The organism is Thalassotalea sp. G2M2-11 (genome assembly GCF_017168195.1).
Lineage (GTDB): Bacteria > Pseudomonadota > Gammaproteobacteria > Enterobacterales > Alteromonadaceae > Thalassotalea_E.
Map to the genome: position 1 here is coordinate 132,159 of NZ_JADNYL010000004.1, position 12,091 is coordinate 144,249.

Annotated in this window: 9 protein-coding genes; 7 read left to right on the forward strand and 2 right to left on the reverse strand. The window is 38.3% G+C overall.

What is annotated here, in order from left to right:
* Positions 1–12 precede the first annotated feature (12 nt).
* The 3 genes from IV514_RS17720 to nrdD all read left to right on the forward strand — a co-directional run bounded on the left by IV514_RS17720 (position 13) and on the right by nrdD (position 4,956).
* Positions 13–2,322 carry a sensor domain-containing diguanylate cyclase gene (locus IV514_RS17720; protein ID WP_206486007.1) on the forward strand — a complete coding sequence of 770 codons (2,310 nt, stop codon included), beginning with the start codon at positions 13–15 and terminating at the stop codon, positions 2,320–2,322.
* A 339-nt stretch (positions 2,323–2,661) separates the two neighbouring features.
* Positions 2,662–3,144: an anaerobic ribonucleoside-triphosphate reductase activating protein gene (nrdG, locus tag IV514_RS14520; RefSeq protein ID WP_206486008.1), complete on the forward strand. Its 483-nt coding sequence runs from the start codon at positions 2,662–2,664 to the stop codon at positions 3,142–3,144.
* 15 nt (positions 3,145–3,159) lie between these two features.
* Positions 3,160–4,956, forward strand: a complete 1,797-nt coding sequence (gene nrdD / locus IV514_RS14525) for an anaerobic ribonucleoside-triphosphate reductase (protein ID WP_206486009.1) — start codon at positions 3,160–3,162, stop codon at positions 4,954–4,956.
* 167 nt (positions 4,957–5,123) lie between these two features.
* Here nrdD and IV514_RS14530 read toward each other — a convergent pair whose 3' ends face one another.
* Positions 5,124–7,835: a M1 family metallopeptidase gene (locus IV514_RS14530; RefSeq protein ID WP_206486010.1), complete on the reverse strand. Its 2,712-nt coding sequence runs from the start codon at positions 7,833–7,835 to the stop codon at positions 5,124–5,126.
* A gap of 269 nt (positions 7,836–8,104) precedes the next feature.
* On the opposite strand from IV514_RS14530, the gene IV514_RS14535 reads away from it, so the two are divergent.
* The 3 genes from IV514_RS14535 (at position 8,105) to IV514_RS14545 (ending at position 10,683) form a co-directional block, all read left to right on the forward strand.
* A complete protein-coding gene (locus IV514_RS14535; protein WP_206486011.1) occupies positions 8,105–9,556 on the forward strand; it encodes a class II fumarate hydratase in 1,452 nt (483 codons plus the stop codon).
* A 40-nt stretch (positions 9,557–9,596) separates the two neighbouring features.
* Positions 9,597–9,851, forward strand: a complete 255-nt coding sequence (locus tag IV514_RS14540) for a hypothetical protein (RefSeq protein WP_206486012.1) — start codon at positions 9,597–9,599, stop codon at positions 9,849–9,851.
* Positions 9,852–9,972: 121 nt separating this feature from the next.
* On the forward strand, positions 9,973–10,683 hold the full coding sequence (locus IV514_RS14545) for a helix-turn-helix transcriptional regulator (RefSeq protein ID WP_206486013.1): 711 nt from the start codon (positions 9,973–9,975) through the stop codon (positions 10,681–10,683).
* Positions 10,684–10,720: 37 nt separating this feature from the next.
* On the opposite strand, the gene IV514_RS14550 is transcribed toward IV514_RS14545, so the two are convergent.
* Positions 10,721–11,098 carry a hypothetical protein gene (locus tag IV514_RS14550; protein ID WP_206486014.1) on the reverse strand — a complete coding sequence of 126 codons (378 nt, stop codon included), beginning with the start codon at positions 11,096–11,098 and terminating at the stop codon, positions 10,721–10,723.
* Between the two features lie 208 nt (positions 11,099–11,306).
* On the opposite strand from IV514_RS14550, the gene IV514_RS14555 reads away from it, so the two are divergent.
* Positions 11,307–12,068, forward strand: coding sequence for a SapC family protein (locus tag IV514_RS14555; RefSeq protein WP_206486015.1), 762 nt, complete (start codon positions 11,307–11,309; stop codon positions 12,066–12,068).
* Positions 12,069–12,091 lie beyond the last annotated feature (23 nt).

A 12,091-nucleotide genomic window follows, 5' to 3' on the forward strand; every position in this document is an offset into this window, starting at 1 on the left:
AGCTTTGAATTAGTGAAACGTAATCCAATATTGATGCGAAGCGAGATGATATCGCATGAAGAAGTAAAACGACTCAAGCTAAATATCTATAAGGCTTTTGCAGCCAAGGTTTGTTTTATTTTTATTGTATTGTGCATAACGGCACAATTATCATATAACTTTGTTTATCAACAAAAGCTCCAAAACCTTAGTACAAACGCTGGTGTACACTTAAATACGGTGGATTCTCTTATCCATAATAACCTTGATTTTATGGAGAGCCAGGTTCAACAGTTTGTTACGGATACAGAATTACATCGATATCTCATTACAGGCAATGATCTGTCAAAACAGTTCATTCTCAACGAATGGCAAACCATTGCAGAACGGTTGAAATGGTTTTCAAAAATAGAGCTGATCACTTATTCCAGTGTTGGCAACTTACGTGTCGATTATGATCCGTTACTGCAACAGGCGATGGTTTCTGATTCTGTAGAACATCAAAAAACTCGTTTTAACGAATATAACAAAGAAGTTTCAGCCAATGAAAATTTATATGTTTCCACTATCAGGTTAAACAAAGAGTATAACGAGCCAACTTACCCTTTAATGCCGATCATCAATATTGCCAGTAAAATCGTGATCACGAAAAATCGCACTGAAGGTTTTATTGAGGCTAGTATTCTTGCCAACAAGTTATTAGATCCTATTATCCAATCGAGGAAAAGTGCCACCAACAACGTTCTGTTAGTTGACCAAGATGGTTTTTATATCCAAGGGGAAAGTGACGAACAAGAATGGGGGCAAGATATTCAATCAAGGAGTATATATAACTTTGCCAAGGCCTTTCCTGAGCAGTGGCAAAAAATGCTGAGTGAGGAGCAAGGTAAGATTTCTATTGAAGGTTACACGTTTATTTTTAGGACCTTGTCCTTCAGCCATGGAATTAACAATGCTAGTTATATATTAATTGACCAAATAAGTGATAGCTACATCCAAGATGTTATCTATCAGCAAACCATGTCTCTGTACATTTTCCATATCGTGTTATTCCTTGTATTGACACTGGCACTTTGGTTTAACCATAGTCATAAAATAACGAAAAGAATTCAGCAATATTCACTCGAGTTGGTCTCCGTTTTGTTTAATTCTGGAGACGCAATCTTTATTACAGATAAAAAATGGCAATTAACAACGGTTAATCAGGTATTTATACAATTAACAAAATACCAGCCTGCCGATATCTTAAATCGAGGAATTCATGAAATATTGATCGAGCAGTCAACACCATTTGAAGATACGGAGATAGAGCAAACTATTGCACGAAAAGGCTTATGGCGTGGCAAGCTTAATCTTAGTAGAAAAAATAGTGTTGCGATTCCATGCCTTTTTTCTATTGTACCGGTTAAAGATAGCAACAATGCAATTACTCATTATGTTACCCATATTATCGACATCACTGAACAGGAAGCGATTGAAGCTCAATTGAAACTGGCAGCAGTTGCACTGGAAACCCAGGCTGGCATTTTAATTACGGATAACAAAGGTATCATCCAAAGGGTTAATTCTTCTTTTGAAGAAATCACTGGCTATAGTTCTGCGGAAGTTGTTAACAAAACACCTAAAGTTCTCTCTTCAGATGTACATACAGAAGAGTTTTATGAAAAGATGTGGGATGACATCAATCAAAAAGGTCATTGGGAAGGGGAAATATGGAATAAGCGTAAAAATGGTGAAGTGTATCCTCAGTGGAGCGCCATTACCTGCATAAAAAACAATAACAACAAAGTAAAAAACTATGTAGAAACTTTCCATGATATTACCATCAGAAAAAATCTTGAAAAGAAATTGGAATCAATGGCAAGCACAGACCCTCTTACTGGCTGCTTAAATAGACGGAGTTTGGAAGAAAGGTTTAATGAACAAGTAAGCACAGCAAAACGTTATCACCAATCGTTTGGATTAATCATTTTTGATATAGACCACTTTAAATTAGTCAATGATAACTATGGACACGATCAAGGTGATGAAATTCTTATCCAAGTCGCTAAGCAAGCTAAAAAGACACTGAGAGAACCAGACATTGTTGCTCGATGGGGAGGGGAAGAATTTGTCGTTATACTGCCGTTAAACACTATAGATGAATCACTTTTAACTGCTGAACGCTTGCGTAATTCATTCAAAACCATGAACTCTACTCCGAACATTACTTGTAGCTTTGGTGTTACAAGTTATCAGCTTAATGATAGTTTTGCTGCTATGATCAAACGTGCTGATACTGCCCTTTATAAAGCAAAAGAATCTGGCAGAGATAAAGTCATATTGGCGAGAGAAACCACTTAAGTCCGATTCAAAAACTAGATAAATTAAAGGTTTCTTCACGTAAGTATTTGGCTAGTGCTAACTATTTAAAGCTTTGCGTAGCTTTAAAATCACTTTGGCAAAAAAACTGATGAGCTCTCAAGTAAAGTAAACTCTGCTCACTCTGATAAACGCTATATCCTTCTACTTCTGTATATCAAGCGACCTTGTATGAGGTGAACTCATATTTACATACAGGCACAATATATAGTGTTTTTTAAAAATATTATCACTATATATTGTGCTTTTTGATCTAAATCAATATCTCATGGAAAGCAAATTGATGTAATGACCGCACCTTTTTAGTGAATCAAATTACTTATGCATTACAGTCATCCACAGATAGTCTTTCAAGAGGTACCCGGTGAGATCAGCTTGGCATTTTCTATTTCTGGCTGCAATCTTGGCTGTAAAGGCTGTCACTCTGCACATACATGGGCACCCGATTATGGTGAGGAGTTAACTGACACCGTGCTATTAAGCTGGATCAATAAATATCCCAAAATGATCACTACCGTATTATTTTACGGAGGGGAGTGGCAGCCAGAGATACTCAATAAATTATTAGCCATTGTACGTTTAAATGGATTAAAAACCGCGCTTTATACCGGCATGGAGTTGCAGACTGTGCCTAAGCCATTACTTAAAAATCTGACCTATCTCAAGACAGGACGTTTTGTTAAAGCTCTTGGGGGTATAGATAGTCCTAGTTCAAACCAGCGTTTTTTTAATATAGAAACCGGTGAAGAACTGACACATCTTTTTCGTCATACAGACAATTGTATATCTATCACTAATATCTAACTAATCGGAGGCACAATGCTTCATTTATCCCCTGAACAGCTTGCTGTTAAAACTTCATTTATCAATAATTATTTTGTTGCCGAAAATGCCGCAGAAGGATCGCAATTTGATGCTAACGCTAACGTTTCATCGCAAAATATTGCCACTATGGAACAAGAAGTATTTAAAGATTTATACATCCAATTGAATCGGGCAAAAATGGTAGCCAAGATCCGTGAAATGTTTGATGAAGAGCTGGCGAACGAGTATGTTCGTCAGTTAGATAATCATGAAATTTATGCACATGACGAGACATCTTTAAAGCCTTATTGTGCATCGGTATCGCTGTATCCATTCTTGTTTGATGGTGTGACCAAGCTTGGTGGCGAATCTAAAGCTCCCAAACACTTTCATGCTTTTTGTGGCTCTTTTATTAATCTGGTTTTTGCTATTAGCGCACAGTTTGCTGGTGCGATAGCAACGGTGGAATTTTTACTTTATTGCGATCACTTTTTAAGTCAATTCGGCGATGATTATCTGGATACACATGAAAAAGAAGTTATTCAGGGCTTTCAACATGTGGTGTACAGTTTAAATCAACCGGCAGCGGCACGTGGTTATCAATCGGTATTCTGGAATATCTCTATTTATGATCGCTACTACTTTGACTCTATGTTTGGTGATTTTGTTTTTCCCGATCCGATCAATGAAGGTGAATTCATCAAGCCAGATTTTGACCGTTTCAATAAACTACAGCACTTTTTTATGAAGTGGTTTAATGAAGAGCGTCAAAAAGCGGTATTAACCTTCCCTGTGGTGACCGCGGCGATTTTAAATGAAGATGGCAAGGCGAAAGATCGTGAGTTTACCGCTTTTCTGGCGGATGAAATGAGTCAGGGTAATTCGTTTTTTATCTATCAATCAGACAGTGCCGACTCACTGGCCTCTTGCTGTCGTTTGCGTAATGAGATCAGCGACAACAGTTTCTCGTATTCTTTAGGAGCGGGCGGGGTATCTACTGGTTCAATCAATGTGATCACCCTTAACGTCAATCGCATGATCCAAGATGGCCGCTCCATTACCGATGAAGTTAAAAAAATTCATAAATATCAACTAGCGTATCGCGCTATTATCCAAGAACTGTTCGATGTCGGCGCCTTACCTGTCTACAATGCAGGCTTTATTAGTCTAGATAAGCAGTTTTTAACCATTGGGCTTAATGGTTTAGTTGAAGCGGCAGAATTTCTGGGGATAGAACCTAGTAATAATGCTGAATATATCGAATTTTTACAAACGCAACTTAAACAAGTATTTGAGCTTAATAAACAGGCAAAAACTGAGCATGGTTATATGTTTAACACCGAATTAGTACCGGCGGAAAACCTAGGGGTAAAAAATGCCAAGTGGGATAGTAAAGACGGTTATCAGGTCGGCCGCGATTGCTATAACAGCTATTTTTACCGAGTTGAAGATGATGAGCAGATTAATGCCATGGATAAACTAGTACTGCATGGCGAGCAGGTCTTGCAATATTTAGATGGTGGTTCAGCATTACACCTTAATCTGGAAGAGCATTTGAATCAAACGGGATACATCAATTTAATTGATGCCAGTGCCGCTTCGGGTTGCAACTACTGGTGCACTAATATTAAGGTGACCATTTGCAATAGTTGTGATCATATTGATAAACGCACCCTGACCAGCTGCTCGTGCTGTAATAGCCTTGACGTTGATTATGGTACCCGCATCATCGGTTATTTAAAGCGCGTCAGTAACTTTAGCAAAGCACGCCAGAAAGAACACGACTTGCGTCATTACCATATCAAACAGTAATGGCTGATATTGGTAATCATATTATTTAATATCTAGAAGGAGACATTGCATCAATGTCTCCGTCGTTAACCGCTTTGTTCACTGTGTGTTGATAATTCCACTTCCAGTAAATTCGGACAGGTTTTTGTGAAGGTATGTAAACGCCCTTGATAGATAAGGGCGTCATATCAAATACTCACTTCCATTTGTGATTCTTTTAAGGCAACGCACATTTCAATTTTCTCAAGTGTGGTTGATAAATAGCGCTCGCTTGCAGGGTTATCTTCTAGCTTTGCTTTGAAGAAGGTTTCAACATCATTGCGCATCTCTTTGCTACAGAAACCTGCACCTATGATTGGCGCCATGGCTAAGTACTTTTTGGGAATAACCATCGCAATGAAACCATATTTATCTTTTAACCATTGATAAACGCCCTGCTGGTTTTCTTTTTGACTCATATGGCTGCCTAATAAGGTTAAGCGCTCGTTTACTCGTAACGATAATGAGGTCATGAGATCAAGAACCATTGCTGAAATTTGAGGATCTTTACTGCGCCCCAGTGCAACAAGTAAACGTTGACGAATTGTGCCATCGTCGGTGTTATCTAACTGCGCAATCAGAGCTTGGGCAAATGGCTGACCATAAACTTTTACACCGCTTGCCAATGCAGGTGCCATTAATTCAACTTCAACTGCATCAATATTAAGTTGGCCATCACCTTCAAAGCCGATCAGTGTTTTCCCCATCGCAGCTAGTTCATTAAGTAACTCTGGTTGCTCTAAGGTGAGTGCCACTAAGTTAATTAAGGTTTTTCTCAGTAGCTTTGTTTCTACGGGATTGTCTTTGTCAAATGAGGTGTTGGCATATAAGCCGATGTCCGCAAGTTTTGGTTGATATAAAGACGATAGATAGGCAGAAATCTCGCCTTTTTCTTGCTTGGTCGCAATGTTATTAGAAATAAACTTGATCGTACCAACGGGTTGGCTAATTAAATCCCAATCTGTATCGGCAATAATAGGTTTTATTGCTGCAAGATAATGAGAGGCATCAATTCGCCCTGCTTTAAATTCTGCCGCTAAGTTACTAGCAACGGTATATTTTTCGGCGGCTGAGAGTTTATCGAACTGTGCCATTAATGCCGATTGCTGTTGATGTGATAACGACCAACGATAATAACCTTTACCTTGGTTGTTTGGCATGATGGCTAATGGGCATTGGTCTGTGGTTAACGCAAAGGTTTCTATTGGCTGCGTTAACATTTGACATTGCTTATTCTGCCCAGTTTCACCAATGGTGGTTATACAAACTGGCATGGTCCACGTTTGTGCAGATGATGAACCAGCGCCTACAGGTAAATACCGTGATTGCTCAAAAGTCACTGTGTTACCTTGTTCACTACATTGGTAGTTTACATTAACCAGCGGGACGCCTTTTTGATTCAAAAAGCTTTCAAAAGCGGCCTTGATATTCGCTTTGTCTGAGTTTTTTTCAATAGATTCAATAAATTGAATTGCGTTCGCGTGCCCAAAAGCATATTGTTTTAAATGATAACGCACGCCCTCTTTAAATGCTTGCTTACCAATGTAGTCCTCAAGCATTTGCAACACTGCACCGCCTTTTTGATAAGTGATCCCATCAAAAGCACTTTCTATATCGCCATTGTTTTTAATTGGTTCTCTGATTTGACGAGTATCGATGTAGACATCGCTGTTCATTACTCCGTGACCTGAGCGAACCATCGCTCGCTCAAAACCAAATTCAGGATTCCAATTATTCATTGAAATATCCGCCATCCAGGTGGCAAATGATTCATTTAACCAAATATCATCCCACCAAGGCATAGTGACTAAATTACCAAACCATTGATGAGCAAGTTCGTGGGCATGAACGCGGGCATAACTACGTTGTTGATCTAAGGTTGGCTTATCGCCAAGTAATAATAGTTGCTCCCGATAGGTGATCAGGCCTGCATTTTCCATGGCACCAGCAGCAAAATCAGGAACGGCAACGATATCTAATTTTTCGTAAGGATAAGGCATGCCAAAATAATTTTCTAATGTCGCTAATATTGAGGCTGTATTTGCCAACGCATAGGTCATTTCTTTACCTTTGCCTTTTGTGGCGATGCCGCGTAACGGAATTTCAACATCACGAATATCTGATGTGGGGATTGCGGCGTGTTCGATCACATCTAAATCACCCACAGCAACGGCGATCAGGTACGTAGGCAGAGGCTTAGTTGTTTTAAAAGTAAGGCGCTTGAAACCGTTAGCTGTTTGTTGTTCATCAATTTGTGGAGTGTTCGCAAACCCTTGATACGATTGCTTAACCTCTAGCGCAATATCAAACGGTGTTTTAAAGCGCGGTTCATCAAAGCTAGGAAAAGCTAAGCGAGCATAGTTTGGTTCAAACTGGGTAAAAGCATAACTTTCACCTGCTTCTTTGACTAAATAAAGGCCAGATAAATCACTAGCTAAAGAACCAGCAAAACTAATTGATATTTGGCCATTTTGAGGGGGTAATTCATGCGCAGCACTGAGTTTAACTACACCAGAATGTCCCATTTCTTTATAAGTCAGTGGTGTAACAGTACCGTCTGCATGAGTGAAGCTTGCCTCAGAAGCTGAGATGTTTTCCCCATGTAGCCATAATTCTTCAGTGGCCTTAGCTAAATCAACATTGATCATAACTTTGCCAGAAAACGCACTATTGTCGGGATCTATTTTGAGCGTTAAGTTGTAGTGGGTAGGAGTAAGCCATTGCGGTAATTTGCTTTGTGGTGATGCAGCTTGTTCAGCTAAGTCTGTTCGTTTTTGCCACTGTTGATATTGTTGATAGCCGATGCCTGAAACCACAGCAATAACGACAAGGTATAGTAATCCTTTAAAAAATTTCTTCATGATGTCCTATTTTTATTATTATTTTTATTAATATGTCTAAAATATCTTGGCAAAAAAAACAGCTATTGCCAAGATAAAAATTGCGCGGGCTGAAGCTGCACAAATGCCTCTCTAGCCTTGAGGGTATTTTGTTTACCTTAGTGTGGCAAACGTATGTGTTGGCAATCCTTTGCCGATAGGGTTTCATTGATTTACCCATTATTTTTTATGCTTTGCTAAGCTAAAGGTTATTCCACGACCGATCCCATTGGTAAATAAGGAAACCATTTATGACCAAGCCCACTCAGCAAAAAAAATCGTCAGTTCGCCGTGAAAGCGCCCAAAAATATGCAGCTATTAAAATTGAGGAAGGGGCTTTATGGGGAGAGCAAAGTCAACGGTCACTACAGTTTTTTAATATTGGCAAGCATACTTTCACTGCTGAGTTTATCGATGCCCTGGTGGTGATCAAACGAGAAGCAGCACAAGTGAATCATCAATTAGGCTTACTTTCTTCAACATATTGTCAGGCTATCGTTTTCGCTTGTGAGCAAATATTACAAGGCAAGCACACAGAACAATTTCCATTACATGTATGGCAAACAGGCTCAGGCACGCAAACCAATATGAATGTTAATGAAGTAATAGCTTCATTGGCTAATACATACTTAGCTGATAATGCACCAGCTCAAGCAGATAAAGGCAGCGTGAAAGTTCATCCTAATGATCATGTAAATATGTCACAATCATCCAATGATACTTTTCCTAGTGCCATGCATGTTGTGGTGGCGCAGCAGCAATATCAACAATTAAGAGGTGCACTTGCACAAATTGAGCAAATACTGTCGAAGAAAATCGTGCAGTTCGCGCAAGTGTTTACCGTTGGACGCACCCATTTAATGGATGCTTTACCATTAAGCGTTGGTGATATTTTATCTGGTTATCACCAACAGTTGCTTGATGCGAGAAAGTTAATTGAAGATAGCATGGCGGGTGTGTATCGCTTAGCACTTGGTGGTACAGCTGTAGGTTCAGGTGCTAATGCACCAAATAATTTTGGCAAGCAGGTGATTACAGGTATAGCAGCGCACTATCAATTACCTTTTATTCAACATGAGAATTTATTTGCTGCAGTATCCGGTGAAGATGCTTTAATGCGCTATAGCAGTGCCCTTAAGCAACTTGCCGCGGCATTATTTAAAATAGCCAATGATTTTCGTTTACTTGGTAGTGGACCACGTTGTGGTTTAAATGAGTGGCATTTGCCAGCGAATGAGCCGGGTAGTTCAATTATGCCGGGTAAAGTGAATCCTACTCAGTGTGAAGCCTTAACTATGGTGTGTTTACAGGTATTTGGAAATGACTTAACCGTTTCGATGGCGGCATCAAATGGTCAGCTACAGTTAAATACTTATCGACCTGTGATCATTCACAATGTGTTGGAGAGTATTGAACTACTGACAGATGCTATTTACTCATTTAGTGATCATTGTCTGCAAGATTTGGCGATTAACCACCATCAGGTTGAACAAAACATTGAAAATAATTTATCTTTGATCACCTTGTTAGCGCCTCAACTGGGTTACGATACTGCTACGAACATAGTGCAGTGTGCCAACAAGAATAGCTGTTCATTAGCTGAGGCGGCAGAAACATTAGGTGTATATAGTAAATCTGCATTTAAACAGCTATTAGAGCAACAAATAATAGCGCAAGCTACTGCCTGCCAAAGCGGTGAATAAGCTAAGATAATGGGGGGGATGCTATTTAGGTTGATGTTCAATGACAGATGCAAAATTGATAAAAATACTGAAAGTGTTTATCGCGATTGGTATTTTGCTATTACTCCTAGGCCATTACTTGTTAAGTTATGCTAAATTACCTGAGACTATGGGTGTTTCGGGGATGATCATCAGTGCAGCTTGTATTGCATTTGGTTTAATTTTTTCATTGCCGACTAAAATGTATTTGACTTTTTTGTTAGTCAAACGAGAAAACGAAAATAAAAGAAAAGCTACTCAATTTGATAATGACTGATTCAATTGTATTAATACAATTAATATTCATTGATATTACAGCATATTCATCTATTTATTCTTGATATGATAAGAAAGAATACGCCTGAATAACTTATTAAATCAATACATAAGGAATGGGTATGACATTAGGTGAAAGAATCAGACAATTAAGAAATCAAGCAACGTTAACTCAACCTGAACTTGCGGTAAAAGCTTGTATAGAACAATCATATTTATCAAAACTGGAAAATGATAAAGCATCACCATCATTTGATGTGTTAAATAGCATTGCACAAGCATTTGACATGGATGTATTAAGTTTAATTGACACATTAGATACGCAATATTTACATCGGCATTTAGCACATATTCCTGAAATTGCTTTGCAGCTAGATAGTCAGAGACGAGCACAATTTCAAAAAGCCAAAAAAGGCTATGTTTATAGTGCAGCTGCTATTGTGTTTGGCATTGCGTTAGTGATTTTAGGTAATTCAAACGCGATTTTCTCACCTGTGGTGTACAGTTATATCTCAATGGGTTTTCTTAATGATGGTGAAGTTAATCGTCATTATCGAGCACAGCCTTTATCTGAGCTTGGTGAAAACAGAAAGCAAATGCAAGCACGTATCGCTAACAATGTTGAGCGTATTGATGAAGAGCTAATGATCACCAGAGTGTATCGAGGGGATACATTTGTTGAGGAGTATGGTCCCAAAAGGCGTTATTTTGAATTAACGGATCAACGTGAGGTGGAATCACCATTACGCGATTTAAGTATGATTCTTGGTTTTATTTGCTTAGTAAGTGGTGGCTTTGGTTTAGGTTTTGTATTTCGCTTTATTGCTACGTAAACCAAAAGATAAAGTTGAATATTAAGCTCAGTTTTGATTACTTACCAAGCACATCTCCGCCTGTTGGATATTTTCGATATTGTGGGTATAACTCAATGTAATCACACCAGGTACTAAAACTCGTATAATCATAACGTTTGTCACTGGCGGTTAACCATTGAGATGTGGTTGCTGGTGGTAAACGAAATTTTTTTTTAAAGCCATCGATAGCTATCCAGCAAGCGAGCTCTTTACCTGATTTATTTTGAATTTGCACTTGGGCAAAACCTTCAATGGTGTAGTTATAAAAAACTTGTGTTTTGGGTTTGCTCCAAGCAGAAAATGAGACAAAGAAAACAAACAAGCACAAAAACATTGTCATTTTATTGAAAATGCCAAGTAGAATATTTAACGGATGTTTCTGTGTTAACTGCATGATAATTACCGAGTTATTTGAGAAGGTTGCTAAGTTAAGCTTACCCACTACTATAGTTGAAAATATCATTTAATGATATTTTTCAATTTTTACCATTGAAAGCGGAATAGATTGTCTCCATAACTATCTGACAATGAGTATTCTGTTATAAACAATTAGATTACAAATACAGTAGAAAATTTCAAAAAAATTTAGAGTGAATTAATTTATGAATATAGTAGCAATTAAAAAAGAGCAACATCAAAACATTAAAGTTGCCAACCAACGTGATTTATCACATGTCGCCAACCAACATATCGTGCCAGTCAATGTGCGTGAATTTGCTCAGGTTTCTACTAGTTATCCTATTGTTATCGTGAAAGACCCGGATTCTGAACGTTATCGTACTGTGGCGATGTTAGGCCTTGAAGCAGGTGAAAACCTTTACCACTCAGAGAAGCACTGGCAAGCTATTTATATTCCACAGTCGCTTTCTTCAGTGCCATTTTCTTTAGGGTTAGATCCGGATAAAGAGAAAACATTAACCGCATGTATTGATTTAGATAGCCCATTTGTTGGTGAAGATAAAGATCAAGCGTTATTTGATGAGTCTGGTGAAGAAACTGAGTTTTACAAAAGCATCCAAGATCAATTAGGTCGCTTATATGAAAATGAAGTTGCTAACGAAAACTTCCTTAAAGTACTGGTGGAAAATGAACTATTACAAGAATTAGAGCTTCAAGTTGCGTTTAACAATGGCGAGAAGAAGAAATTAGTTGGTTTATTCGGTATTAACGAAGAAAAACTACAAAATTTATCTGATGAAAAAATTGTAGAGTTTTATAAATCAGGCTTATTTATGCCTGTTCATGCAATGTTAGCATCATCAGGGCAAGTAAACCGTTTAGCTCAGTTACGCAATGCAAGTGATAACCCGGTTAAAATCAGCGGTATCCAATATAGCGTTGTTAAAGCGGAAGAAAAAAAATAGTTAAAAATAGTCACTAAAACGAC

Coding starts and splice junctions, on each gene's coding strand:
- IV514_RS14545 (WP_206486013.1), top strand. CDS start 9,973: ATGACATTAGGTGAAAGAATCAGACAATTAAGAAATCAAGCAACGTTA.
- IV514_RS14550 (WP_206486014.1), bottom strand. CDS start 11,098: ATGCAGTTAACACAGAAACATCCGTTAAATATTCTACTTGGCATTTTC.
- IV514_RS14555 (WP_206486015.1), top strand. CDS start 11,307: ATGAATATAGTAGCAATTAAAAAAGAGCAACATCAAAACATTAAAGTT.
- IV514_RS14530 (WP_206486010.1), bottom strand. CDS start 7,835: ATGAAGAAATTTTTTAAAGGATTACTATACCTTGTCGTTATTGCTGTG.
- IV514_RS14540 (WP_206486012.1), top strand. CDS start 9,597: ATGACAGATGCAAAATTGATAAAAATACTGAAAGTGTTTATCGCGATT.
- IV514_RS14535 (WP_206486011.1), top strand. CDS start 8,105: ATGACCAAGCCCACTCAGCAAAAAAAATCGTCAGTTCGCCGTGAAAGC.
- nrdG (WP_206486008.1), top strand. CDS start 2,662: ATGCATTACAGTCATCCACAGATAGTCTTTCAAGAGGTACCCGGTGAG.
- nrdD (WP_206486009.1), top strand. CDS start 3,160: ATGCTTCATTTATCCCCTGAACAGCTTGCTGTTAAAACTTCATTTATC.